Genomic DNA, 22,878 nt, shown 5'->3' with positions numbered 1-22,878 from the left:
GTACGGGGATAGCCTCGGCCCATGGATGAGCTGAACGGGGTACAGATCATCGCCTTCGCGGACGCGCAGGCATTCGAGGACTGGCTGGCCGAACACCACACGCGCCACGAGGGGGTGTGGATCAAGATGGCCAAGAAGAAGTCGGGCATCGCGAGCGTCTCCGATGACGAGGTGGTCGACATCGGGCTCTGCTACGGCTGGATCTCCGGGCAGCGGCGCTCCCTCGACGGGCAGTACTACTTGCAGAAGTACGTGCCGCGCAGGCCGAGGAGCCTGTGGTCCCAGGTGAACGTGGACAAGGTCGCGGACCTGACGGCGGCGGGCCGCATGCGCGCACCCGGCCTGGCCGAGGTGCGCAAGGCCCGGGAGGACGGCCGGTGGGCGGCGGCCTACGAGTCGCAGAGGTCGGCGACCACGACCGTGCCGCCGGACGTCGTGGCGGCGCTGGAGGCGCGTCCGGAGGCCAAGGAGGCCTTCGAGGCGCTGGATCGGACCGGGCGCTACCTGGTGATGCTGCCGGTGCTCCAGGCCCTGACGCCGGAGGCCCGGCGGGCCCGGCTCGACAAGGCCCTGCGGCTGCTCGCGGGCGGCGGGGAGTCCGGCTGAGCCGAGTTCTTCGGGGTTCTTCGGGGTTCTTCGGGGTTCTTCGGGGTTCTTCGGGGTTCTTCGGGGTTCTTCGGGGGTTCTTCGGGGGTTCTTCGGGACCGCCGCCGGCGGGGGGACTCGTAGCCCTTTGAACGGATTGGACAAGCAGTCGATGTTACGAACACGATGGGGCCGCTAGATCGCGGCTGCGCAGGGGGGCAAACCGCTCATGTTGTGAACTCCCTCCGCTCCGGCCGTTTCGTCCCCGTTTGAGACCCTGGAGAGACTTCGCCATGAGCTTCGGCGATCCGAACAACCCGTACAGCCAGCAGCCTCCGCAGGGGCAGCCCGGATACCCGCCCCAGGGTCAGCCCGGATACCCGCAGCAGGCGCCGCAGGGCGTCCCCCCGCAGTACGGGTACCCGCAGCAGGCGCCGCCGCCGTACGGCGCGTACCCGCCGGCTCCGGGCATGCCCGGGATGCCCGGGCCCGGCATGCCGGGTGCCGGAATGCCGCCGCTGGCCCACTGGGGCCTGCGCGTCGGGGCGTACCTGCTCGACCTCCTGATCATCGCCGGCCCGATGTACGCGCTGGGCTTCATCGACCTCGCGATGGCCGACGACCCGGCCACCGCGGACCCCGGCGCCTTCTTCTTCATCGGCGTGGTCTACGCCATCGGCATGGGCTTCTTCCAGCTGTACAAGGAAGGCTCGACCGGCCAGACGATCGGCAAGAAGGTCGTGGGCATCAGCCTGCGCAACGAGGCCGACGGGAGCACGCTCGGCTTCGGCAAGGCGTTCCTGCGCAAGCTGGCGCACATCGTCGACGGCCTGCCCTGCTACCTCGGCTGGCTGTGGCCGCTGTGGGACGCGAAGAAGCAGACCTTCGCCGACAAGATCTGCAGCACCGTCGTCATCAAGGTCGACAAGGGCTGAGCAGCAGTCCGCAGACAGGGGCCCGTCCGGTTTCGGACGGGCCCCTGCCCGTTGTGCGGGCTGTCAGGGGAACCACCCGGGCTCAAGTGCCGTGCGAGCCCGGTCCGGTGCACTCGCGGCGCAACACATGTGCGAAGAACGGCCGTGTGCACCCATACCCAGGAGGACATCCCATGGTCACCAGACGACGCGTGATCGGCGGTGCCATCGCCGCGACCGGAGGCACCCTGATAACCGGCGGCGCGCTGTTGCCACTGGTCAACGCCCGGACTGCCGAGGCGGCCCCCGCCTCGCCGGTGGCGGTGCCGGCCCCGTTCACCGTGAAGATGCCCCGGCTGCCCGTGCTCTCGCCGATCTCCACCTGGGGCGGGCAGGACACGTACGCCGTCACCATCAAGGAAGTCGAGCGGGAGATCCTGCCCGGCGTGCAGACCAAGGTGCTGACCTTCAACGGGCACTTCCCGGGAGCGGTGATGCGCGCGCGCAGCGGGCGCAAGGTCGTCGTCCGGCACCGCAACACGCACGACATGCCGGTCTCCATCCACCTGCACGGCGCCAACGTGCCGCCGGAGGAGGACGGCGGGCCGATGGACACCTTCGGGCCGGGCACCTCGCGTACGTACACCTACCTCAACGAGCAGCCGAACGCAGCGCTGTGGTTCCACGACCACGCCCACCACATGGAGTCCGAGCACGTCTACCGCGGACTGTCGGCCACCTACCTGCTCTCGGACGAGACCGAGCGCGCCCTGCCGCTGCCGTCCGGGCAGTACGAGGTGCCGATCGCGCTGCGCGACGCACGGTTCGACGAGGCCGGGCAGCTCGTCTACGTCATGGGCGACGCGTTCGGGCGCAGCACGATCCTCGCCAACGGGAAGCCGAGCCCGTACTTCGAGGTCGCGGCGCGCAAGTACCGCTTCCGCCTCCAGAACTCCTCCAACCAGAGGTTCTTCCAGCTGCGCCTGTCGGACGGCGGCGAGATGATCCAGATCGGGTCGGACGGCGGCCTGCTGGAGAGCCCGTTCCCGACCAACTCGATCGGGCTGTCGTCCGGCGAGCGGGCGGACGTGGTCATCGACTTCTCCCGCTACCCGGTGGGCACGAAGATCGTCCTGGAGAACACCCTGGGTCCGGGTTCGCCCGACCTGGTGGGCAAGGTGCTGCGCTTCGACGTCGTACGGACCGCCTCCGACCCCAGCAGCGTGCCGTCGACGCTGCGCACGCTGCCGGCGATCGCCTCGCTGCCGGCGCCGGCGGTGCAGCGCACGATCGTGATGAGCGTGGACGAGGACGGCCGCCAGGAGCCGCGGGGGCTCATGGACGGGCAGGTCTGGGACCCGGACCGGATCGACCAGACGGTCGCGTTCGGCACCTCGGAGGTGTGGACGGTCACCAACGCCAACAAGTTCGTCCCGCACAACTTCCACATGCACCTGCTGCAGTTCCGGGTTCTGGAGCGCAACGGGGTGCCGGTGGCACCGGGCGAGGCGGGACTGAAGGATACCGTGCGGGTCATGCCGGGCGAGACGGTGAAGCTGCACGCCACCTTCAACACGTACAAGGGGACGTACGTCTACCACTGCCACATGCTGGACCACTCGGCGATGGGCATGATGGCGAACTTCCGCGTGCGCTGAGGTTGTTGGCCGGCCGGGCCGGGGGCGGGTCTGCGCCTCCGGCTCGCGGGTGCCCGCCCTGCGGCGCCTCGGTCCGCCGTCATGGACACTTGCCCGACAGAGGTGGAGCGGTTCGAAACGGTGGTACGGCTGTAGGGGGAGAATGATGTTCGAAGTGCTGCCGGGAACGGGTCTCGCCTTGCCGTGCGATGCGGGCGTTCTGCGGTTTGGGATGCCCGAGCGAGAGGCCCAGTGGGCCGTCGCGACCCTCGCGGACGTCCGCGAGACCTGGGTCTGCCAAGCGGGATGGGCCTTCGCGGCCCGCTACGAAGGCCTGGAGCTGCTCGCTTACGGCGACTGCACGGACCGGCAGGGCCGCACCGGCCACGACGGGGACGGGCTCGCAGCCGTCCACCTGCGCAGGTGCGGGGCCTCCCCGACCGGGCCGTCCGCCATGCCGGTGGCTCTCCGGGGCGTCGACCTGTTCGGGTACCCGGCGGCCGAGGTGCTGGCCGCCCTGGAGCCGGTTGCTCACCCCGGGGTGAGGCTGTCGCCGGCGCCGTCCCCGGCCGGCCATCTCTCGGCGGTAGAGCTCTCGGCCGTGTGAGAGTCGTCGGGGACGGCATCGCCGTTCGTCTGCGAACCGGTACCGACATATGTAGAGTCGGGTCCATGCGGATGACACCCCAACTGGAGTGCGTCCTACGGTTCTTCCTGGAGGAGCCCGGGGCGCGACGTTACGGGTACGAGGTCATGAAGGCGACGCGCCTGGCGAGCGGCACCGTCTACCCCCTGTTCGCCCGGCTGCAGGACAACGGCCTGGTGGTATCGGCATGGGAGACCCCGGCCGATGAGGGCCAGCGACCCCGCCGCTACTACCAGCTCACCGGTGAGGGCGTGCGGGTCGCCCGACTCGAACTGGCCCACCTCACTCAGCAAAGGCACACCGGACCGGTCGCCGCCGCGCGCCCCGCTACGGGAACCGCCGGATGAGCCGCCCGGTCCGCCCCGACGCCCTGCCACTACGGCTGGGCGAGTACGTGCTCCGCAGGGCGTGCAAGCTGATGGCGAACTCCGGGCGCGCCGAGGACAAGGCGGCAGAGCGCGAAGAGCTCGAACGGGACTGGTGCACCGAACTCGCGGCCGTGCACTCGGATCCGGACATCCCGTCCACCCTGGCCAGGGCGTCGAACACCCTGCGTTACGCCGTCGGCCTGCTCGGGTACGCCACCCGCGCGAGCGCTGCGCGGAACCTGTCGTGCGACGGCCGGTACGCGCCCAGAGCGGGGAGTCCCATGGGCATCCTCATCATGGGCGCGGCCGTGGGCCTGCTCGCCGGCGTCGTCGGCGCTGTCACAGGGGGCATCGGCGGAGCCTTCGCCGGCGGCCCGATGGGCGCGTTCGTCGGCTTCTGGCTGGGCGGATTCGGCAGCATCCTCGGAGGATTCCTCCTGGTGGCGACCTACAGCCACGGCAGCAGCAGGGTATCCGTCCGCGCACTGCTCACCCTGCTCTCACCCTTGCCCTTCTGGGTCCTGGGTCCGCTGGTCGGCCTGGCCGTCGGCGCACCCATCGGTGCACCGACGGGCTTTCTCGCCGCGCTGCACAACGGCGCCGTGGGGGAAATCGCCGTCACTCTCTTCATGGCAGCCATGGCGGTGATCTCGTTCACCGACGGACGGCGGAGCCCCAATGGGTGAGCCGTCCCGCCGCGCGCGGCACCTTCGCCCGGCTTTCGCCGCCCACAACTCTACATATGTCGCCCGGGCCTTCCGGGCGTCGCATCCCCCTCGAACCCGGCACTCCCTGGAGGCGTAACGCATGCCGCGCGACCCGATGGACAGGAATCGCTCCACCCCTCCTCCGGACGAGCCGTTCGACCTCTACGGCCTGGTCCTGCTCGCCCTGACCGCCGGAGCCGTGTACGTCGCCTACCGGAATCCGGCGTTCGGTGCAGCTCTCGCCGTCGGCGTCCTGGTGCTGCTCGCCCTCCACACCCTCGTGAAGCGCAGGTAGCCCGCGCACCGGCCGCCCGCCCTGGAAGCGGGCGGCCGGCAGGACGTCAGGGCTTCGGGAGGGTGCAGCCCGGGCGGGCCAGGTCGATCTTGTTGCCCGGCGCGATGCACGGGACGATCGTGTACGTCTCCTGGGCGTAGTTGATGCCCCGGCGGACCGTCACGTTGCCGCTCTCGTCGACCTCGCACGGGTTGTTGTCCGTGCAACGCTGACCGTCCTCGTTGCCCGTGTTGTTGACGGCCACGACCTTGCCGGTCGTCGTGTCGATCACGGGCGACCCGGAGGTGCCGCCGATGGTGTTGCAGGACGAGGTGTAGCGGACCGAGTCCTTCCAGGTCCAGGCGCCCTCCTTCAGGCGGTACGCGAACCCGTCGATGTTGCAGCTGTAGGTCCGCTTCCAGTACCCGGACACCACCTTGATCGCCGAACCCTGCGTCGGGTGGGCGTCGTTGAGGGTCAGCGCGCTGATGCCGTACTGGCTCTGGATCTGCGCGTAGGTCTTGGTCAGCTGGTAGATCGAGATGTCCGTGTCGGTCATCGTCGCGTACGAGACCTTGCTGGCCCGCAGCGTCGCAACCTTGGAACCCGACGCGTTGAGCAGCGAGAAGGAGCGGCTGGACGCCTGGTCCTTGATGACCTCGCCGGCCGCCGGGAAGCCGGTCTCCAGACAGTGGCCGTTGGACAGGACGAGGGCCGGGTCGCCCGGCTGGGAGCCGGGCGCGCGGACGACGGAGCCCGAGCAGTTGCTCAGCGCGACCGTGCCGGCGAAGTTGACCGCGACGGCCTGCGCGGCCGGGCCCTGGGGTGCCGAGGCCGCGGCCGGTGCTGCCGCCGCTCCTATCAGGAGCAGCGAGAACACGGCGCCGACGAGAGGCTTGTTCATGTGGGGGTTCCCCTCTGGTGACGATCCGAACCGAAGATCCTCCGGTTGTCATGCGCATTGTTGGGATCTCGGCCCCAACTCACAAGAGGGCATGTTCAGTTGGCGATCGGCTACAACGGCCGTATTCCGGCTTGCCGATTCCGGATGTCCGCCGGTACGGGGGCGCGCCCGCGCGCGCGAGGCCGACCGCCTTTGCCCGCACATCCCTTGACGGCCCCGAGGCCGGGGAGCACAGTGGCCAACGCACCGCTTGAGAGCGCTCTCAAAGCCGCGGGCCCCGGTCCGCGCCTCCCCCGCAACGCGCCCCACGGCGCCTCAGAGAGGCCATCCCCCCATGCGTCTGACATCCGGCAGAAAGCGCCGGCCCGCCCGACGGGCCGTCATCGCCGCCCTGAGCACGATGGCGGTGGCCGCGGCGGCCGCCGCGGCCGTCACCCTGCCCGCGAGCGCCGTCGCCCCGCCGACTCCGGCGGGCTGGTCCCAGGTGTTCCTGGACGACTTCGACGGGGCCTCGGGCTCCGGGGTGAACACCGCCGACTGGCAGTACACCACCGGCACCAGCTACCCCGGGGGGCCCGCCGCCTTCGGCACCGGCGAGGTCGAGACGATGACCTCGGACCCCTCCAACGTCTCGCTCGACGGCGCCGGGAACCTGCGGATCACCCCACGGCGGGACGCGGCCGGGAACTGGACCTCCGGCCGCATCGAGACCAGGCGCTCCGACTTCCAGGCCCCGGCGGGCGGCAAGCTGCGTACTGAGGCCCGTATCCAGATGCCCAACGTCACGGGCGCCGCCGCCAAGGGCTACTGGCCGGCGTTCTGGATGCTGGGCGCCCCCTACCGGGGCAACTGGTGGAACTGGCCCGGGGTCGGCGAGCTGGACATCCTGGAGAACGTCCAGGGCATCAACAACGTATGGGCCACGATGCACTGCGGCACGAGCCCCGGGGGTCCGTGCAACGAGAAGTCGGGCATCGGAGGCCAGCGCGTGTGCACCGGCACCACCTGCCAGGGCGGCTTCCACACCTACGCCGTGGAGTGGGACCGGTCCTCGGCCGTGGAAGAGATGCGGTTCTACCTCGACGAGGTCAACTTCCACACCGTACGGGCGAGTCAGGTGGACGCGGCGACCTGGGCCAACGCCACGAACCACGGCTACTTCATCATCCTGAACGTCGCCATGGGCGGGGAGTTCCCGGCGGCCTTCGGCGGCGGCCCCGACGCGGGCACCGAGCCGGGCCACCCGATGGTCGTGGACTACGTCTCCGTCCTGCGGTCGTCGGGCGCCAGCACCCCGCCGACGACTCCGCCCACGACGCCTCCGACCACCCCGCCGACGACGCCTCCCACCACTCCCCCGACCACCCCGCCGCCCGGCAACCGTGACGCGTACTCCGCCATCCAGGCCGAGTCCTACGACGACCAGGCCGGGCTGGCCAAGGAGACCACCACCGACACGGGCGGCGGCCAGGACGTCCACGCGATAGCCAACGGCGACTGGGCCCTGTACCGCGGCGTGAACTTCGGCACCGGCGCGGCCAGGCAGTTCTACGGCCGCGTCGCCAGCGGCGCGGCCGGCGGGGTGAGCGGACTCGTCGAGGTCCGCCTCGACAGCCGCACGAGCGCGCCGGTCGGCAGTTTCTCGGTCGCGAACACCGGCGGCTGGCAGAGCTGGCGGACGGTACCGGCGAACATCACGGGCGTCACCGGCACGCACGACGTCTACCTGACCTTCACCAGCGGCCAGCCGGCCGACTACGTGAACGTCAACTGGTTCGGCTTCGGGCACTGAACGGACCCAGGAGCGCGCTCATGAACACACCGCATCGCAGGCAGCCGAAGCAACGTCCGCATCCGCATCCGCTCCTTCGCGCGGGCCGGGTCCCCCTGGTCCTGTTGACCGCCCTGCTCGCCCTGCTGGGGGCGGTCCTGACCGCCCCCGCGCCGGTCGGCGCCGCCGGCGCGGACTACGCCCAGGGCGTCACCGGGCAGGGCTCCGGCTCGGTCCGGATCTGGTTCCGGCCGACCGCCCCGGCCGGCCTGGTGGACGTCCACTACCTGCCGGGCGGGGGGCTCGGCCAGCAGAACTTCCGGATGGCCGACAACGCCGGGGCCTGGCAGAAGGACGTCACGGGACTGGCCGCCGGGTCCACGCTGGAGTACTGGTTCACGTACGAGAGGGGCGGGCCGCTGTACGACACCCCGCACTTCACCACCACCGTCGGCGGAACCGGGGGCGGAGGAGGCGGAGGCGGAGGGACCGGCAGCTTCCCGATCTCCTTCGAGAACAACACCCGCGGCACGTACGGCGACGCACAGATCCACATCACACTCCTCGGGCAGGTGACCCCCGGCCAGTGGTCGTACATGAAGCCCGACGGCTCCATGGCCCGCATCAACCACCTCGACGCCTCCGCACCCGGCCACCTGGTCAAGAAGGGGGTCTCCTACCCCAACATGTCCTTCACCCTCGCCCAGGTGGGCGGGAGCGTACCCTCCCCGACCTCGATCCGCGGGGGCCGGATCTACATCTCCCTCGGCTCCCCGGTCTACATCCCGGTCTCCCCGGACGACCAGGGCTGGGGCGGACCCGACCCGCGCAATCCGGCCGACCCGAACAGCGACGTGTACTACGACTGGTACGAGTACACGTACGTGTACGGCCAGGTCGCCTTCGGAGGGAACACCACCCAGGTCGACCAGTTCGGCTTCCCGATGACCTCTCGGCTGCGCCAGACCTCCAGCGGCCACGACACCACCCGGGGCATCACCCGTACCCGGTCCGAGGTCATGCAGCAGTACGCGGCATCCGTCGGGGCCGCCTTCAAGCCGCTGCAGAACGGCTACCGGATCGTGGCTCCGCGCTCCTCCGACCTGTTCCTGGAGGGCGGTGCGCAGCAGAACCACATGACCGCGTACATCGACCGGACCTGGGCCCACTTCACCTCCCACCCCTTCACGCTCGGACGCCTCGGCGAGACCTTCTCCGGGCGGGTCAGCGGTTCCGTGCTCACCTTCACCAAGAACGGGGCCGGCCCCTACACCCTGCGCAAGCCGACGTCACCGGACGTGCTGGCCTGCGCGGGTGCACTGGCCTCGGGCAACGACGTCGAGAAACAGCTAGGCGCGGAGTTCTGCGCCGCCTTCAACCGTGGTGTCGCCCTGGACACCGGGTCCTGGTACAGCCCGGCGGCGTACTACGGCGGCGCGGCGAAGAACGACTACTCCGCCTTCTTCCACACCGTGGGCCTGGACGGGCGGGCCTACGGCTTCCCCTACGACGACGTCAACGACCAGTCCTCCGTCCAGATCCTCGGCAACCCGAACCCGCCGACCGGACTGACGCTCGGCATCGGCTGGTGAACCGGCCCGTACGGCCGGGAGCGCTCTCAACCCGCTCGGCCGTACGGGTTACCCTGCTGTCCGGCGAGGCATCCGCCCGCGGACACGCATGAGGAGCGCACGTGCCCGAACAGCTTCCCGGTAACCGCCCCACGCTGGAGGCGGTCGCGGAGCGCGCCGGAGTGTCCCGGGCCACCGCGTCCCGCGTGGTCAACGGGGGCGAGGGCGTGCGCCCGCAGCTGGCGGACCGGGTGCGCGCGGCCGTCCGGGACCTCGGCTACGTGCCCAACCACGCGGCCCGCACCCTGGTCACCCGCCGCACCGGGGCCGTCGCGGTGATCATCGCCGAGCCGGAGATCCGGATCTTCTCCGACCCCTTCTTCTCCCGCCAGGTCCGCGGGATCAGCAAGGAGCTCACCGCTCACGACACCCAGCTGGTGCTGCTACTGGTCGAGGACACCGGGGACTACGACCGGATCGAGCGGTACCTGGCCGGCGGCCACGTCGACGGGGCGCTGGCCTTCTCCCTGCACACCGACGACCCGCTGCCGGCGATCACCCGCCGGATCGGCATGCCCACGGTGTACGGCGGCCGGCCGGGGTGGACGGGCGGCGGCGGGGACCACGGCGGGGTGGCGTACGTCGACGCGGACAACCGCGGGGGTGCGCGCGAGGCCGTACGGTACCTGCTGTCCCGGGGGCGGCAGCAGATCGCGCACATCGCCGGGCCGCTGGACCAGACTTCGGCGACCGACCGGCTCGACGGCTACCGGGACGTCCTGCTCGACGCCGATCCGGCGCTGATCGCGGAGGGGGACTTCACCACGGCGGGCGGGGCGCGGGCGATGGCCGAGCTGCTGGAGCGCTGTCCGGGGCTGGACGCCGTGTTCGCCGCGAACGACCTGATGGCGACGGGCGCGCTCCAGGTGCTGCGGGAGCGCGGACTGGCCGTACCGGACGACGTGGCGCTGGTCGGCTTCGACGACGCCGAGGACGTGGCGGAGACCGCCGATCCGCCGCTGACGACCGTACGCCAGGACATCGAGGGCATGGGCCGCCTGATGGCCCGTCTGCTGCTGCGCACCCTCGACAAGGCGCAGGGCGGGCGCAGCGTACCGGGCTCGGTGATCACCCCGACGTCCCTGGTGCGCCGCGCCTCGGCCTGACTCCGCCGAGGCTGGAGCCCGGCCTTCCGGAGCCCGCCCGGAGCGCGTGCACCTCTTGACGGGGACCCGTCATGGGGTGCACGCTCCAGTCGCGTTCTGAGAGCGCTCTCAAGCACCGAGCGCGCCGATGCCGAGGAGGCCGTTGCATGTCCATACCCCGAGCCGTCGAGAGAGCCGCGATCCGCCTCGGCGCCGTCGCCCTCGCCGGATCCCTCCTGGCCGCCTGCGGAGGCTCCGGTCCGGACGCCGACTCCTCCGACGGCGCGGGCGGCGACATCACCTTGAGCGTCGACCTGTTCGGCGCGTTCGGCTACCAGGAGGCCGGGCTGTACGCCGAGTACGAGCAGCTCCACCCGAACATCAAGATCAAGCAGACCGACACCGAGGACGAACAGGACTACTGGAAGGCGCTCCAGACCCGGCTCGCGGGCGGGGGCGGGCTCTCCGACGTCCAGGGCCTGGAGGTCGGGCGCATCGCCTCGGTCACGCAGAAGCAGTCCGACAAGTTCGTGGACCTCGCCGAGTTCGGCGCCGGCGCGCTCAAGGAGGAGTTCGCCCCCGCCAAGTGGTCGGCCGCGACGACGAAGGACGGCAAGGTGCTGGGTCTCGGCACCGACGTCGGCCCCGAGGCCATGTGCTACCGCAGCGACCTCCTGAAGGCGGCGGGCCTGCCCACCGACCGCGCCGAGCTCGCCGCCCGGTGGTCCACCTGGGACGGATACCTCGAACTCGGCAGGCAGTACAAGGCGAAGGCCCCGGCCGGCAGCGCCTGGCTGGACAGCGTCGGGAGCCTGAACGCGATCATGACCGGCCAGGAGAAGGAGCGGTACTACGACGCCTCGGGCGCGCTGGTCTACGAGAGCAGCCCGGCGGTCAAGGCCGCCTGGGACGCCTCGGCCAAGGCCGCCGCGGACGGGCTCAGCGCCAAGCTGGACCAGTGGTCGCCGCCGTGGAACCAGGCGTTCTCCTCCGGCTCCTTCGCCACCATGCCCTGCCCCGCCTGGATGCTCGGCTACATCAAGGGCCAGGCCGGGGAGGCGGGCAAGGGCAAGTGGGACGTCGCGAAGCTGCCCGGCGGCGCAGGCAACTGGGGCGGCTCCTACCTGGCCGTCCCCCGCGCAGCCAAGCACAAGAAGGAGGCCTACGAGCTGGTCAAGTGGCTCACCGCACCCGAGCAGCAGACCAAGCTCTTCCGCAAGCAGGGCAACTTCCCCTCCAGTACCAAGGCCATCGCGCAGGTGGCGGACGCCAAGGACCCGTACTTCTCGGACGCCCCGATCGGGCAGATCTTCGGCGACGCCGCCGAGCAGGCCCCCGTCCAGGTGCTCGGACTGCACGACAAGGACATCGCCGACCAGATCGCCAACGCGCTCAGCGAGGTCGAGCGCAAGGGCACGCCGCCGGACGCGGCCTGGTCGAACGCGAAGAAGGCCATCAAGAACGCCCTGGGCTGAGCCGCCGTGACCCTGACCGCACAGCCGCTCCGCCGGCGCGGCCGGCGGGGCCAGCGGGGCCAGCGGGGCCAGCGGGGCCAGCGGGGCCAGCGGGGCCAGCGGGGCCAGCGGGGCCAGCGGGGAGCCCTGTCCCCGTACGCCTTCCTCGCGCCGTTCTTCACCCTGTTCGCCGCCTTCGGGCTGTTCCCCCTGATCTACACGGCGTACGTCTCCCTGTACCGCGTCGAGCTCCAGACCCCCGGCGAGCTGGAGTGGCGGGGCTTCGGCAACTACACGGCGCTCTTCACCGACACGTTCTTCTGGACGGCGCTGCGCAACACCTTCACCATCGGGGTGCTCTCCACGGTTCCCCAGCTGCTGATGGCCCTGGGACTCGCCCATGTCCTCAACTACCGCTTGCGGGCACGCACGTTCTTCCGTACGGCGCTGCTGCTTCCGTACGCGACCTCGGTCGCCGCGGCTTCGCTGATCTTCGCGCAGCTCTTCGGGCGGGACTTCGGGCTCGTCAACCACCTCCTCGGACTGGTCGGTTTCGATCCCGTGGACTGGCAGAGCGGCACGGCGGCCTCGCAGATCGCCGTGTCGTCCATCGTCGTGTGGCGCTGGACCGGCTACAACGCGCTGATCTACCTGGCGGGCATGCAGAGCATCCCGGGCGAGCTGTACGAGGCGGCCGAGGTCGACGGGGCCTCGCGCCTGCGGCAGTTCGTCCATGTGACCCTGCCCGGGCTGCGCCCGACGATCGTCTTCACCGTGGTGGTCTCGACGATCGGCGCCACCCAGCTCTTCGGGGAGCCGCTGCTCTTCGAGGGCTCGATGTCCGGGGGCATCTCGCACCAGTACCAGACCCTCGGGCTGTACATGTACGAGCAGGGCTGGGGCTTCTTCCACCTGGGCCGGGCGGCGGCCATCGCCTGGGTGATGTTCCTGCTCATCGTGGCGCTGGTCGGGGTCAACGCCCTGGTCGCACGCCGCCGTTCCGGGTCCCGTGCCCGGACGGACGCTGGGAAGGGGGCGGCCCGATGAGCGCTTCCGTCACCGCCGCCCGGCACCGCGGCGGCAGGCTCACGTACGCCGTACTGGTCTGCGCCGTACTGGTCTCCGCCTTCCCGCTGTACTGGACACTGGTCGCGGCGAGCCGGTCCAACGCCGAGCTGGCGCGGCCGGTGCCCGCCCTGCTGCCCGGTCCACGCCTGCTGGACAACCTCCAGGCCGTCCTGGACGAGGCGGAGATCGGCAAGGCCCTCGTCAACTCCCTCATCGTGTCCACCTCGATCACCGTCGGCACGGTGCTGTGCTCCACCCTCGCCGGGTTCGCGTTCGCCAAACTGCGCTTCCGGGGGCGCGGGGCGCTGCTGAGCGTGGTCGTCGCCTCCATGATGATCCCGCCGCAGCTGGGCGTGATCCCGCTCTTCATGCTCATCGTCGAACTGCACTGGGTGAACCAGCTCCAGGCCGTGGTCCTGCCCGGACTGGTCTCCGCGTTCGGGGTGTTCTTCATGCGCCAGTTCCTGGCGCAGTCGCTCCCGGACGAGTTGATCGAGGCGGCCCGGGTCGACGGTGCCTCGTACGCCCGGATCTTCTGGTCGATCGTCGTTCCGGTGGCCCGGCCGGCCATGGCGGTGCTCGGGCTGCTCACCTTCATGACGGCCTGGAACGACTTCTTCTGGCCGGTCGTCGCCCTCTCCTCGCAAGAGCCCACCGTGCAGGTCGCGTTGCGCCAGCTGGGCGGCGGCTACGTCCACGACCAGTCCGTGATCATGGCGGGCACGCTGCTCGGCACCCTGCCCGTACTGCTGGTGTTCGGGCTGCTCGGCCGCCAGATCGTGGGCGGCATCATGCAGGGCGCGGTCAAGGGATGAAGCGGCTACACGAGCACGGTCGAGCGCGGCCGGGCCTTTCCTCCACCCCATCGGGAGTCTGTCCATGACCACCATCGACGCGTCCCCCGCCACGGGGGCGGCGGCGCGCTTTCCCGCCGGGTTCCGCTGGGGCACGGCGACCGCCGCGTACCAGATCGAGGGCGCGGCCTCGCTGTACGGGCGTACGCCCTCGATCTGGGACACTTTCAGCCGTACGCCCGGCAAGGTCCTCAACGGGGACACCGGGGACACCGCGGCCGACCACTACCACCGGATGGCCGAGGACGTGGGCCTGATGAAGCGGCTCGGCGTGAGTGACTACCGCTTCTCGGTGGCGTGGCCCCGGGTGCAGCCCACCGGGCGCGGGCCTGCCGTCCAGCGCGGTCTGGACTTCTACCGCGAGCTCGTGGACCGCCTGCTCGACGCGGGGATCCGGCCGGTCGCCACCCTCTACCACTGGGACCTGCCACAGGAGTTGGAGGACCTCGGCGGCTGGCCGCTGCGGGAGACCGCCGAACGGTTCGCGGAGTACGCCGGGCACGTGGCCGGGGCGCTCGGGGACCGGGTGGCCGACTGGACCACCTTCAACGAGCCCTGGTGCGCCGCCTTCCTCGGGTACGGGTCCGGCGTGCACGCTCCGGGCCGCACCGATCCGGCGGCCGCGCTGTGCGCCGCGCACCACTTCAACCTGGCCCACGGACTCGGCGTGCAGGCGCTGCGCTCGGTGCTCCCGCGGTCGGCGCGGGTTTCGCTGACCCTCAACCTGCACGTGGTACGGGCGCTGACGGACTCCGCGGCGGACCTGGACGCGGCGCGCCGGATCGACGCGCTGGGCAACAGGATCTTCCTCGACCCGGTCTTCCACGGGCGGCTCCCCGAGGACCTGGTCCGCGACACCGCCGAGGTGACGGACTGGGCGTTCGTACGGGACGGCGACCTGGCCGTGGCGGCCGCGCCGGTGGACTGGCTGGGGGTGAACTACTACTCCCCCACCCTGGTCGCGGCCGCCGACCCGGGCACACCGCCCGCCGGCGACCCGTCGCCGTGGCCGGGCGCGGAGGGGCGCGTACGCTTCGTGCCCGCGCCCGGTCCCCGTACGGCCATGGACTGGCCGGTCGACGCGGACGGCCTGTACGAGCTGCTGACGCGGCTGCGCGACGAGCTGCCCGGCGTGCCGGTGCTGATCACGGAGAACGGGGCGGCGTACGAGGACTACGCCGACCCGGAGGGCGACGTCCACGATCCGCAGCGCATCGCCTACCTGCACGCGCATCTGGCGGCGGTGCACCGGGCCATCGCGGACGGGGCGGACGTGCGCGGGTACTTCCTGTGGTCCCTGCTGGACAACTTCGAATGGGCGTACGGATACAGCAAGCGCTTCGGCATCGTGCACGTCGACTTCGCCTCGCAGCGCCGCACGCTGAAGGACAGCGCACACTGGTACGCCGAAGTCATCGCCCGCGGCGGCCTACCGCGCTGACCCGCGGGGGCATCAGGGGCCCGCTCCGGGCCGGGCCTGGTCCGTTAGGGCGTCAGGTCCGGGTAGCCCGCCGCGACGCGGCCCGCGGCCACCGAGAGGTCCAGGACGCGGGGGGAGGCCGGGTCGGCCAGCTCCTCGGCCACTTGGCAGCGGCCCCAGCCGGTGCGGGTGGCGACCCGGAACCGGGTGGCCTCCGGCACGGTGAGGGCGAGGCGGCCTTCGCCGACCTTGGCGGTCACCCGGTCCGGCGGGGCGACGAAGTCGGCGGCGGCCCGGCCGGAGCCGATGCGCAGGTCGGCCTCGGGCGAGGTGATTGCGGTGGCCTGCAGGGTGCCGGAGCCCACGTGGGCGCGCAGCGGGCCGCGCAGCCCGCTCAGGTTCATCCGGCCGGAGTCGACTTCGGCGTCGACGCTGCCGCCCAGGCCGCTGATGTGCACGCTCCCGGAGCCGGCCGTGACCTTGACCGGGAGGTCGACGGGCACGCTGACCCCGAGCCGCACGGAGCAGCCGAGGCCGGAGGTGACCCACGAGTCCTCGGCGGGGCAGTGCGGGGTGAGCCGCAGGGTGTCGCCGTGCCAGCTCTCCTCGATCGTGGGCGTGTGCAGCGACCAGCTCACCTCGGCGCGGTAGCCGACCTCCTGGTCCGCGCGGGGGGTGACGGTCAGGTTCGCGGCGCCGGCCTCGATCTCCAGGGCGGTCACGAGGCGGCCGCCGCTGCCGCCGCGGAGGGCTCCGCTGCGGGTGGTGCCGTACGCGCTCGCCTGCCAGAGCGCCGGAACGACGACGAGGACCGCGCCGAGCAGGGCGGCCATCGTCCACGCCACGCGGCGCCGGGGGCGGGGACGCTCGGCGGCGGTGGGCGTCACGGCGTACCGTCCAGGAAGCGCAGGACGGCCAGGACGCGGCGGTGGTCGCCGTCGGCCACGGGCAGGTCGAGCTTGGCGAAGATGTTGTTGATGTGCTTGGCCACCGCGCTCTCGCTGACGACGAGTTGCGCGGCGATGCCGGCGTTGGAGCGGCCTTCCGCCATGAGGGCCAGTACGTCGCGTTCGCGCGGGGTGAGGCGTTCGAGCGGGTCCGGTCCGCCGCCGCGGCGCAGCAGGAGCTGGGCGACGACCTGCGGGTCGAGTGCGGTGCCGCCGGCCGCGACGCGGCGCAGGGCGTCGATGAACTCCTCGACGTCAGCGACGCGTTGCTTGAGCAGGTAGCCGATGCCGGAGCCGCTCTGGCCGGCCAGCAGGTCGGCGGCGTAGCGCTCCTCGACGTACTGGGACAGCAGCAGCACCGCCGTCCCGGGGCTCTGCTGCCGGATGACGAGGGCCGCCCGTACGCCTTCGTCGGTGAAGCCGGGCGGCATCCGGACGTCCACGAGGGCGAGCTCGGGGCGGTGTTCCTCGACGGCGGCGAGCAGGGCCTCGGCGTCGCCGGTCTCGGCGGCCACCTCGAACCCGGCCATTTCGAGGACTTTGACGAGTCCGATGCGCAGCAGGACGGAATCCTCGGCGATCACGGCGCGCACGGCAGCTCCACGGTTACGGTGGTCGGGCCCCCGACGGGGCTGTCGATCCTGATGGTTCCGTCGACCGACCCTACGCGCTTGCGCAGGCCGACCAGGCCCGTGCCCCCGCCCGGGTCGGCGCCGCCCACCCCGTCGTCGGTGACGGTGAGGCTCAGCAGCTGCGGTGCGGTCCGGGTGACGTGGACCGAACAGCGTTTCGCGCGGGCGTGTTTGGCGACGTTCGCGAGGGCTTCGGAGACGACGAAGTAGGCGACGGCCTCCACGGTGGGGCCCGGCCTGGTCCCGATGTCCACGGTGAGTTCGACGGGCAGGGGGGCGCGGGCGGCGATGCCGGAGAGCGCGGCGTCGAGGCCACGGTCCTCAAGTACGGCCGGGTGCAGGCCGCGTACCAGGTTGCTGAGTTCCTCGATGGCCTCCTTCGCCTCGCGGTGGGCCTCGTCGATGACGGCCTTGGCTTCCGCCGGCAGGCCCGGAAGGGTGGCGCGGGCGATGCCGAGGTTCATGGCGAGGGCGACGAGGCGCTGTTGGGCGCCGTCGTGCAGGTCCCGCTCGATGCGGCGGCGTTCCAGATCGGCCGCATCGAGTACGCCGGCCCGGCTCTCGGCGAGGTCCTCGACGCGGCGCTCCAGTTCCCGGGCCCGGTTGGGGCCGAGCAGGGCGGCCGCGGCCGCGGCGTCGAGCCGGGCGAACAGGGCGGCGAGCCAGGGCGCGGTGAGCAGCAGCAGGGCGCCGGCGACGGTGACGAGGTCGTGGTCCTGGGTCCAGCCGGGGCCGACGGTGTCCGGGGGGAGGGTCCAGGACCAGGCGTACACGCCGGCGCCGGCCGCGCCCGCGGCCCAGGCGAGTACGAGCAGTCCGCCGGCGGCGGCGGCCAGCGGGCTGACCAGGAAGTGGTAGCCGATCTGGCGCCAGGTCGCCTCGGAGCGCAGCCGTTCGAGGAGTCCGCGCACGCTCGCCCAGGGGTGCTCGCGCACGATCCGGGGCACGTCGAGGCCGAGCAGCGACCAGAAGCGGCTGCGCTGGAGGGTGGTGAGCAGGGGGCACAGTGCGATGACGAGGAGCAGGGGCACCGGGCTGTGTCCGGGCGCCGCGACCAGGAACACGAGGCCGAGCAGGAGGGGCAGGGCGAGCGGGATCGCGGCCGCCGTGAAGGCGGTGTTGCGCCAGGCCCAGACCGACCAGGGGCCGTGCGACGCGATCCATGTGTAAGTACGCCGCAGCGCGCCAGGACTTGCCATGTGCGTACGGTAATCGCACTGGTCGGGGTGGGCGCCATCACCCTGGTGCCCGCAGGGGGGTGTACCCAGCACCACCCTCGTTTCGGACGGTGGAGCTACTGATCTCGAAGCCGCGCGAGGCGAGTCTTGTGGTGTGCCCCGGGGGACGGACCGCCGGGCCGGAAGGAGACCGCCACCATGTCCCTCGTCGCCCCGCAGTACCGGATCCGCCGCAGCCCGGCCGTCCGGCGTCTGCCCGCACTGGCCACCGTACTGACCGGGGCCGGGGTGGCGCTGGTGCCGTGGATGCTGGTGCTGGCGAGGACGGTGCCGCAGACGACGGAGGTGTCCAACTGGGCCACCGCGTGGATCGGCCTGGACGTGATGCTGGCCGCGGGGCTGGCGGGCACCGGGGCGCTGCTGCGCAAGGGGGACCCGAGGGTCTCTCCGGTGGCGGCCGCGACGGCGGCGCTGCTGGTGATGGACGCCTGGTTCGACGTCACGACCTCGGCCGGGAGCGGCGGCCAGGGGACGGCACTGCTGCTGGCGGTCGCGGCGGAGGTGCCGCTGGCGGTGGTGTGCGCGGTGGTCGCGGCGCGGCGCACGCAGTGAGCCGCACCCGCGGACGGCCCCGCCGGGGCGGCGCCGCGGCGTGCGGCGGGCCCCGCACACACCGTGTGCGGGGCCCGTGGCCGGTCGGGCCGGGTCACCCCGTCCGGGGGTTCTCCCAGCGGTAGAACTCCTGGGCCATGGCGTCCTTGGGACTGCGCCAGGTCTCCGGGTCGTGCGGGCTGACGTAGGCCGTGAGCCGGTCGCTGAGGTCCCGGAACTCCGGGTGTCCGGTCACCTTCGCGATGGCCGGGCCCGGGGGCCGGTCGGACTCGATCAGGTGGAGGTACACGTCGCCGAACTGGAACAGGCTCCGGCGGGTCACCCCGACCAGGTGCGGCAGTTCGCCGGCGTCCGAGGCGGCGAACAGTTCGGCGATGTCGGGTGCCGACTGCGGCGCCATGCGGGCGACGATGAGGGCTCGGTGCATCCGGATGTTGCCTTTCGTTGCGGGGGCGGTACGCCCTAGGGGCGGCTGGCGGCGGGGGTGAGGTTCTCGGAGCCCCGCTGCTCGATCTTGTCCCGGATGAGCGCCATCTGGATCTTGGAGTTGCGGTTGATGTTGTCGGTCATCCAGGCGTCGTCGACCGGGGCGTCCGGCTTCATCGCAAAGTCCTGGGTCCACTTCATCCGTGTGCCGCCCGGCACCTCGGAGTACTGCCAGTGGATGTCCATGTGCGCGAAGGGGCCGGTCTCCACCCGCCGGGCGCGGACCGAGAGGCCCTTGCGGTCGACGGTCCGCTCGGACACCCAGCTCCACACCTTGCCGTTCTCGTCGGGGTGCATGGTCAGGCGGAAGCGGGTGGTGTCGCCCTGCTGGTCCAGGATGTCCAGCGAGGCGTACTCACTGAACAGCCGGGGCCAGCCGGGGAGGTCGTTGGTCATGTCCCACACGACGTCCACCGGCGCACCGACGGTGATCTCGTTCTCGGTGTGTCCTGCCATCTCAAGCTCCGGTCATCAGGCTGTTGTTGACGAGGTCGACGAACTCCCGCGGCGTCTTGCAGCGGTCCGCGTCGGTGGGCAGGGCCCGGCCGCGCCGGTTCTCCAGTTCGCCGACGATGCCGAGGAGGCCCAGCGAGTCGAGGCCGTAGTCGTCGAACGCGGACTCCGGCCGGTTGGACATCTCGCCCGGGTCGACGGTGATTCCGGCGGTCTTCATCAGGGCCGCCAGCTCTTCCATGGTCAGTCGGTCGGACATGGTGGCGTCTCACTTCCTACGAGGGGACTGCTACATGGGGGCTGCGGGGCCCTTTCGGATGACGAGCGCGGCATTGGAGCCCATCAGGCCCCGGCTCAGGACGAGCGCGGTGCGCAGCTCCGCGGGGCGGGCGCTGCCGGTCACCACGTCGAGGTCGTGGCACACGTCGAACACGTTCGGCGTGGGCGGGAGGATGCCGTGCTCCAGGGCGAGGACCGCGGCGGCCGTGTCGAGGGCGGGTGCCGCGCAGTACGCCCTGCCGGTACCGGTCTTGGGGGCCGTCACCGGCACCTTCCGCGCGTGCGTGCCGAGGGCTGCGGCGATGGCCGCGGCCTCCGCGCGGTCGGCCTCGGGTGTGCCGAGCGCGTCCGCGAAGACCACGTCGATCTCCTCGGGTGCGCAGTCGGCGTCCCGGAGCGCGCCGCGGATGGCGTGGGCCAGGCCCTCACCGGAGGCGTCGGGGGTGCGCGGTCCGGTGAAGGTCGCGGCGTGGCCGGCCAGCACGGCGCGGACCGTGGCGCCTCGGCCGCGGGCGGCCGCCGCGTCCTCCACGAGGAACATCGCGCCGCCTTCGGCCGGGACGTAGCCGCAGGCCTTCTCGGTGAAGGGCCGGTACGCCCGTTCCGGGTCGTCGTACGTGCTCAGCGACTCGTAGCCGAGCTGGCAGACGATGGAGTAGGGGGCCAGCGGCGCCTCGGTGGCGCCGACCAGCATGGCCCGGCTGCCCTGGCGGATCGCCCGGGCCGCGTGCGCGAAGGCGTCCAGCCCGCCCGCCTCGTCGCTGGCCACGACCCCGCAGGGGCCCTTGAGGCCGCGGCGGATGGAGATCTGGCCGGTGCTCGCGGCGTAGAACCAGGCGATCGACTGGTACGGGCCGACGAAGCGGGGGCCTTGCTCCCACAGCCGTTGCAGCTCGCGCTGCCCGAACTCGCCGCCGCCGGAGCCGGCCGCCGTGACGACACCGACGGAGAAGGGGTCGTTCTCGTAGTCGGCGCGGCCGAGCCGGGCGTCTTCGAGGGCGAGTTCGGCCGCGGCGAGGGCGTGGTGGGTGAACCGGTCGGTCTGGACGAGGTAGCGGTCCTCGATCAGGGTGCCCGGGTCGAAGCCGCGGACCTCTCCCGCGACGCGCAGCGGGAGGTGCTCGCAGCCCTGGCGGGTGACGCGGCCGAGCACGCAGGTCCCCGACTCGGTCGCCTTCCAGAAGGCCTCGGCGCCGATGCCGTTGGGGGCGACGACCCCGATGCCCGTGATGACCGTAGGGCTGTTCACGAGACGGCCTCCTTCGGCTGGGTCATGACGACGGCGGACTGGAACCCGCCGAAACCGCTGCCGACGGAGAGCACGCTGCGCAGTTTGCGACCCCGTGCGGTGCGCGGTACGTAGTCCAGGTCGCACTCGGGGTCGGGGGTCTCGTAGTTGGCCGTCGGCGGCACGACCTGGTGGGTCATCGCCAGGACGCAGGCGGCCAGTTCGATCGCCCCGATGGCGCCGAGGGAGTGCCCCACCATGGATTTGATGGAGGTCATCGGCGTCTTGTAGGCGTGCTCACCCAGGACCCGCTTGACGGCCGCCGTCTCGTGGCGGTCGTTCTGCTTGGTCCCGGAACCGTGGGCGTTGACGTAGTCGATCTCGGTGGCGTCGATCCCGGCCTGGCCGAGGGCGGTTTCTATCGCGCGGGCCATCTCCAGGCCCTCGGCGGTCAGCCCGGTCATGTGGTGGGCGTTGCCGAAGGTGGCGTAGCCGCCGATCTCGCAGTAGACGGTCGCGCCCCGGGCACGGGCGTGCTCCAGCTCTTCGAGGACGAGGACCGCGCCGCCCTCGCCGAGGACGAACCCGTCGCGGTTGGCGTCGAACGGCCGGGAGGCGTGCGCGGGGTCGTCGTTGTTGGGCGAGGTCGCCTTGATGGCGTCGAAGCAGGCCACGGTGATCGGCGACACCGGTGAGTCCGAGGCCCCGGCGATGCACAGGTCCATCCGCCCTTCGGCGATGGAGTGGACGGCGTACCCGATGGCGTCGAGTCCGGAGGTGCAGCCGGTGGAGACGGTCTGCACCGGTCCGCGCGCGCCCGTCTGTTCCGCCACTGCGGAGGCGAGGGTGGCCGGTGTGAAGGCCCGGTGCAGGTGTGCTCCGGCCAGCCGGTGGTCGACGTCCCACCATGCGCCGGACTGGCTGACGGCGACGTAGTCGTGCTCCAGACGGGTGGTGCCGCCCACGGCGGTGCCGAGGGAGACCCCGGTGCGCCAGGCCTCGTCGGTGGTGAGGTCGAGACCCGCGTCGCGTACGGCCTCCCGCGCGGCGACCAGGGCGAACTGGATGTACCGGTCCGCCCGGGCCGCTTCGTCGGAGGTCAGGCCGTGCTCTGCGGGGTCGAAGTCGACCTCCGCGGCTATCCGGGAGCGGAAGCCGGTCGGGTCGAAGAGGGTGATGCCTCGCGTCGCCGTACGGCCGTTGGACAGCAGGTCCCAGAAGGCGGGGACACCTATCCCGCCGGGAGCCACGACGCCGACTCCGGTGACGGCCACCCGCCGCCGGGTCACGAGACCGCTCCCGTGCGGTCCGGCGGCCTCTCCCATGCGGAGCCCTCCGGGTGTACGGCCTCTTCGGTGTCGACGTGGCCCAGTTCCGGGCGCGGGGCGAGCGGGCCGAGGTGGAAGACCATGCGGGCCTCGGTGTCCCCGACGTTGCGGAAGCGGTGGCGCACGTTCAGGGGAACGAGCAGGCCCTGGTCGGTGCGCAGCGGGTGGGACTCGCCGTCGAGGTCCACCTCCAGGTGCCCGCTGACCACGTACACGAACTCCTCGGAGTACGGGTGGTAGTGCTCGGCGATGTGCTCGCCGGGGGCCATGATCGCCAGGCCCATGAACCCGCTGGTACTGCCCACCGAGGTCGGGGTGAGCACGGCCCTCAGGTCTCCGCCGCGCCTGGTGTTGGGCTGCGTCTGGCTGAGGTCCACGATGCGTGGGCGATGTCTGGTCATGGCGGGGTTCCTCCTG

At 71.7% G+C, this 22,878-nt stretch carries 25 protein-coding genes; 15 read left to right on the top strand and 10 right to left on the bottom strand.

Going from position 1 to position 22,878, the window contains the following annotated elements; translation table 11 throughout:
- Positions 1 to 21 precede the first annotated feature (21 nt).
- The 7 genes from ACZ7GJ_RS09745 to ACZ7GJ_RS09715 all read left to right on the top strand — a co-directional run bounded on the left by ACZ7GJ_RS09745 (position 22) and on the right by ACZ7GJ_RS09715 (position 5,152).
- Positions 22 to 606, top strand: a complete 585-nt coding sequence (locus ACZ7GJ_RS09745; protein WP_470750612.1) for a YdeI/OmpD-associated family protein — start codon at positions 22 to 24, stop codon at positions 604 to 606.
- A 272-nt stretch (positions 607 to 878) separates the two neighbouring features.
- Complete coding sequence (locus tag ACZ7GJ_RS09740) at positions 879 to 1,520, top strand: RDD family protein (protein ID WP_470750611.1); 642 nt, start codon at positions 879 to 881, stop codon at positions 1,518 to 1,520.
- Positions 1,521 to 1,693: 173 nt separating this feature from the next.
- Positions 1,694 to 3,157, top strand: coding sequence for a multicopper oxidase family protein (locus ACZ7GJ_RS09735; protein ID WP_470750610.1), 1,464 nt, complete (start codon positions 1,694 to 1,696; stop codon positions 3,155 to 3,157).
- A 211-nt stretch (positions 3,158 to 3,368) separates the two neighbouring features.
- Positions 3,369 to 3,743 carry a hypothetical protein gene (locus ACZ7GJ_RS09730; protein WP_470750609.1) on the top strand — a complete coding sequence of 125 codons (375 nt, stop codon included), beginning with the start codon at positions 3,369 to 3,371 and terminating at the stop codon, positions 3,741 to 3,743.
- A gap of 65 nt (positions 3,744 to 3,808) precedes the next feature.
- Complete coding sequence (locus ACZ7GJ_RS09725; protein WP_470750608.1) at positions 3,809 to 4,129, top strand: PadR family transcriptional regulator; 321 nt, start codon at positions 3,809 to 3,811, stop codon at positions 4,127 to 4,129.
- Positions 4,126 to 4,836 carry a hypothetical protein gene (locus tag ACZ7GJ_RS09720; protein WP_470750607.1) on the top strand — a complete coding sequence of 237 codons (711 nt, stop codon included), beginning with the start codon at positions 4,126 to 4,128 and terminating at the stop codon, positions 4,834 to 4,836. The genes ACZ7GJ_RS09725 and ACZ7GJ_RS09720 overlap by 4 nt, the downstream gene beginning before the upstream one ends.
- Positions 4,837 to 4,957: 121 nt before the next feature.
- Positions 4,958 to 5,152 (top strand): hypothetical protein, encoded by a 195-nt coding sequence (locus ACZ7GJ_RS09715; protein ID WP_470750606.1) that lies wholly within the window; start codon positions 4,958 to 4,960, stop codon positions 5,150 to 5,152.
- Positions 5,153 to 5,198: 46 nt separating this feature from the next.
- Here the strand turns inward: ACZ7GJ_RS09715 and ACZ7GJ_RS09710 are convergent, their stop codons facing one another.
- A complete protein-coding gene (locus ACZ7GJ_RS09710; protein WP_470750605.1) occupies positions 5,199 to 6,035 on the bottom strand; it encodes a S1 family peptidase in 837 nt (278 codons plus the stop codon).
- 334 nt (positions 6,036 to 6,369) lie between these two features.
- Between ACZ7GJ_RS09710 and ACZ7GJ_RS09705 the strand changes: the two genes are divergently transcribed.
- The 7 genes from ACZ7GJ_RS09705 to ACZ7GJ_RS09675 all read left to right on the top strand — a co-directional run bounded on the left by ACZ7GJ_RS09705 (position 6,370) and on the right by ACZ7GJ_RS09675 (position 15,339).
- A complete protein-coding gene (locus ACZ7GJ_RS09705; RefSeq protein ID WP_470750604.1) occupies positions 6,370 to 7,827 on the top strand; it encodes a glycoside hydrolase family 16 protein in 1,458 nt (485 codons plus the stop codon).
- Between the two features lie 20 nt (positions 7,828 to 7,847).
- Positions 7,848 to 9,398: a glycoside hydrolase family 64 protein gene (locus tag ACZ7GJ_RS09700; RefSeq protein ID WP_470750603.1), complete on the top strand. Its 1,551-nt coding sequence runs from the start codon at positions 7,848 to 7,850 to the stop codon at positions 9,396 to 9,398.
- A gap of 101 nt (positions 9,399 to 9,499) precedes the next feature.
- The gene (locus tag ACZ7GJ_RS09695; RefSeq protein WP_470750602.1) at positions 9,500 to 10,543 is read left to right on the top strand and encodes a LacI family DNA-binding transcriptional regulator; all 1,044 of its coding nucleotides are present in this window, start codon (positions 9,500 to 9,502) and stop codon (positions 10,541 to 10,543) included.
- Positions 10,544 to 10,689: 146 nt separating this feature from the next.
- Complete coding sequence (locus ACZ7GJ_RS09690; RefSeq protein WP_470750601.1) at positions 10,690 to 11,997, top strand: ABC transporter substrate-binding protein; 1,308 nt, start codon at positions 10,690 to 10,692, stop codon at positions 11,995 to 11,997.
- Positions 11,998 to 12,123: 126 nt separating this feature from the next.
- On the top strand, positions 12,124 to 13,023 hold the full coding sequence (locus tag ACZ7GJ_RS09685) for a carbohydrate ABC transporter permease (protein WP_470750789.1): 900 nt from the start codon (positions 12,124 to 12,126) through the stop codon (positions 13,021 to 13,023).
- Positions 13,020 to 13,859, top strand: a complete 840-nt coding sequence (locus ACZ7GJ_RS09680) for a carbohydrate ABC transporter permease (RefSeq protein WP_470750600.1) — start codon at positions 13,020 to 13,022, stop codon at positions 13,857 to 13,859. The genes ACZ7GJ_RS09685 and ACZ7GJ_RS09680 overlap by 4 nt, the downstream gene beginning before the upstream one ends.
- Before the next feature lie 64 nt (positions 13,860 to 13,923).
- A complete protein-coding gene (locus tag ACZ7GJ_RS09675; protein ID WP_470750599.1) occupies positions 13,924 to 15,339 on the top strand; it encodes a GH1 family beta-glucosidase in 1,416 nt (471 codons plus the stop codon).
- 44 nt (positions 15,340 to 15,383) lie between these two features.
- On the opposite strand, the gene ACZ7GJ_RS09670 is transcribed toward ACZ7GJ_RS09675, so the two are convergent.
- The 3 genes from ACZ7GJ_RS09670 to ACZ7GJ_RS09660 are packed head-to-tail and all read right to left on the bottom strand — an operon-like array spanning position 15,384 to position 18,096.
- Complete coding sequence (locus tag ACZ7GJ_RS09670) at positions 15,384 to 16,205, bottom strand: DUF4097 family beta strand repeat-containing protein (RefSeq protein WP_470750598.1); 822 nt, start codon at positions 16,203 to 16,205, stop codon at positions 15,384 to 15,386.
- Positions 16,202 to 16,858, bottom strand: a complete 657-nt coding sequence (locus tag ACZ7GJ_RS09665) for a response regulator transcription factor (RefSeq protein WP_470750597.1) — start codon at positions 16,856 to 16,858, stop codon at positions 16,202 to 16,204. The genes ACZ7GJ_RS09670 and ACZ7GJ_RS09665 overlap by 4 nt, the downstream gene beginning before the upstream one ends.
- Positions 16,846 to 18,096: a sensor histidine kinase gene (locus ACZ7GJ_RS09660; protein ID WP_470750596.1), complete on the bottom strand. Its 1,251-nt coding sequence runs from the start codon at positions 18,094 to 18,096 to the stop codon at positions 16,846 to 16,848. Before ACZ7GJ_RS09660 ends, ACZ7GJ_RS09665 begins: the two co-directional genes overlap by 13 nt.
- A gap of 177 nt (positions 18,097 to 18,273) precedes the next feature.
- On the opposite strand from ACZ7GJ_RS09660, the gene ACZ7GJ_RS09655 reads away from it, so the two are divergent.
- A complete protein-coding gene (locus ACZ7GJ_RS09655; protein WP_470750595.1) occupies positions 18,274 to 18,687 on the top strand; it encodes a hypothetical protein in 414 nt (137 codons plus the stop codon).
- A gap of 94 nt (positions 18,688 to 18,781) precedes the next feature.
- Here the strand turns inward: ACZ7GJ_RS09655 and ACZ7GJ_RS09650 are convergent, their stop codons facing one another.
- The 6 genes from ACZ7GJ_RS09650 to ACZ7GJ_RS09625 are packed head-to-tail and all read right to left on the bottom strand — an operon-like array spanning position 18,782 to position 22,862.
- On the bottom strand, positions 18,782 to 19,114 hold the full coding sequence (locus ACZ7GJ_RS09650; protein WP_365915888.1) for a TcmI family type II polyketide cyclase: 333 nt from the start codon (positions 19,112 to 19,114) through the stop codon (positions 18,782 to 18,784).
- 35 nt (positions 19,115 to 19,149) lie between these two features.
- A complete protein-coding gene (locus ACZ7GJ_RS09645) occupies positions 19,150 to 19,629 on the bottom strand; it encodes an SRPBCC family protein (RefSeq protein ID WP_470750594.1) in 480 nt (159 codons plus the stop codon).
- 1 nt (position 19,630) lies between these two features.
- Entirely contained in the window at positions 19,631 to 19,885 is a 255-nt protein-coding gene (locus ACZ7GJ_RS09640) for an acyl carrier protein (protein WP_365915892.1), read from the bottom strand.
- Between the two features lie 30 nt (positions 19,886 to 19,915).
- On the bottom strand, positions 19,916 to 21,154 hold the full coding sequence (locus tag ACZ7GJ_RS09635; protein WP_470750593.1) for a beta-ketoacyl synthase N-terminal-like domain-containing protein: 1,239 nt from the start codon (positions 21,152 to 21,154) through the stop codon (positions 19,916 to 19,918).
- Complete coding sequence (locus ACZ7GJ_RS09630) at positions 21,151 to 22,458, bottom strand: beta-ketoacyl-[acyl-carrier-protein] synthase family protein (protein ID WP_470750592.1); 1,308 nt, start codon at positions 22,456 to 22,458, stop codon at positions 21,151 to 21,153. The genes ACZ7GJ_RS09635 and ACZ7GJ_RS09630 overlap by 4 nt, the downstream gene beginning before the upstream one ends.
- Positions 22,419 to 22,862, bottom strand: a complete 444-nt coding sequence (locus ACZ7GJ_RS09625; protein ID WP_470750591.1) for a cupin domain-containing protein — start codon at positions 22,860 to 22,862, stop codon at positions 22,419 to 22,421. The genes ACZ7GJ_RS09630 and ACZ7GJ_RS09625 overlap by 40 nt, the downstream gene beginning before the upstream one ends.
- Between the last annotated feature and the right edge of the window lie 16 nt (positions 22,863 to 22,878).

The organism is Streptomyces sp. NPDC037242 (assembly GCF_055604165.1).
This window is presented reverse-complemented; position numbering and strand designations above follow the sequence as displayed.

What these genes read in the sequence shown, in the direction of transcription:
- ACZ7GJ_RS09745 (WP_470750612.1), top strand. Translation starts at nt 22, where the DNA reads ATGGATGAGCTGAACGGGGTACAGATCATCGCCTTCGCGGACGCGCAG.
- ACZ7GJ_RS09740 (WP_470750611.1), top strand. Translation starts at nt 879, where the DNA reads ATGAGCTTCGGCGATCCGAACAACCCGTACAGCCAGCAGCCTCCGCAG.
- ACZ7GJ_RS09735 (WP_470750610.1), top strand. Translation starts at nt 1,694, where the DNA reads ATGGTCACCAGACGACGCGTGATCGGCGGTGCCATCGCCGCGACCGGA.
- ACZ7GJ_RS09730 (WP_470750609.1), top strand. Translation starts at nt 3,369, where the DNA reads ATGCCCGAGCGAGAGGCCCAGTGGGCCGTCGCGACCCTCGCGGACGTC.
- ACZ7GJ_RS09725 (WP_470750608.1), top strand. Translation starts at nt 3,809, where the DNA reads ATGCGGATGACACCCCAACTGGAGTGCGTCCTACGGTTCTTCCTGGAG.
- ACZ7GJ_RS09720 (WP_470750607.1), top strand. Translation starts at nt 4,126, where the DNA reads ATGAGCCGCCCGGTCCGCCCCGACGCCCTGCCACTACGGCTGGGCGAG.
- ACZ7GJ_RS09715 (WP_470750606.1), top strand. Translation starts at nt 4,958, where the DNA reads ATGCCGCGCGACCCGATGGACAGGAATCGCTCCACCCCTCCTCCGGAC.
- ACZ7GJ_RS09710 (WP_470750605.1), bottom strand. Translation starts at nt 6,035, where the DNA reads ATGAACAAGCCTCTCGTCGGCGCCGTGTTCTCGCTGCTCCTGATAGGA.
- ACZ7GJ_RS09705 (WP_470750604.1), top strand. Translation starts at nt 6,370, where the DNA reads ATGCGTCTGACATCCGGCAGAAAGCGCCGGCCCGCCCGACGGGCCGTC.
- ACZ7GJ_RS09700 (WP_470750603.1), top strand. Translation starts at nt 7,848, where the DNA reads ATGAACACACCGCATCGCAGGCAGCCGAAGCAACGTCCGCATCCGCAT.
- ACZ7GJ_RS09690 (WP_470750601.1), top strand. Translation starts at nt 10,690, where the DNA reads ATGTCCATACCCCGAGCCGTCGAGAGAGCCGCGATCCGCCTCGGCGCC.
- ACZ7GJ_RS09680 (WP_470750600.1), top strand. Translation starts at nt 13,020, where the DNA reads ATGAGCGCTTCCGTCACCGCCGCCCGGCACCGCGGCGGCAGGCTCACG.
- ACZ7GJ_RS09675 (WP_470750599.1), top strand. Translation starts at nt 13,924, where the DNA reads ATGACCACCATCGACGCGTCCCCCGCCACGGGGGCGGCGGCGCGCTTT.
- ACZ7GJ_RS09660 (WP_470750596.1), bottom strand. Translation starts at nt 18,096, where the DNA reads ATGGCAAGTCCTGGCGCGCTGCGGCGTACTTACACATGGATCGCGTCG.
- ACZ7GJ_RS09655 (WP_470750595.1), top strand. Translation starts at nt 18,274, where the DNA reads ATGTCCCTCGTCGCCCCGCAGTACCGGATCCGCCGCAGCCCGGCCGTC.
- ACZ7GJ_RS09650 (WP_365915888.1), bottom strand. Translation starts at nt 19,114, where the DNA reads ATGCACCGAGCCCTCATCGTCGCCCGCATGGCGCCGCAGTCGGCACCC.
- ACZ7GJ_RS09645 (WP_470750594.1), bottom strand. Translation starts at nt 19,629, where the DNA reads ATGGCAGGACACACCGAGAACGAGATCACCGTCGGTGCGCCGGTGGAC.
- ACZ7GJ_RS09640 (WP_365915892.1), bottom strand. Translation starts at nt 19,885, where the DNA reads ATGTCCGACCGACTGACCATGGAAGAGCTGGCGGCCCTGATGAAGACC.
- ACZ7GJ_RS09630 (WP_470750592.1), bottom strand. Translation starts at nt 22,458, where the DNA reads ATGGGAGAGGCCGCCGGACCGCACGGGAGCGGTCTCGTGACCCGGCGG.
- ACZ7GJ_RS09625 (WP_470750591.1), bottom strand. Translation starts at nt 22,862, where the DNA reads ATGACCAGACATCGCCCACGCATCGTGGACCTCAGCCAGACGCAGCCC.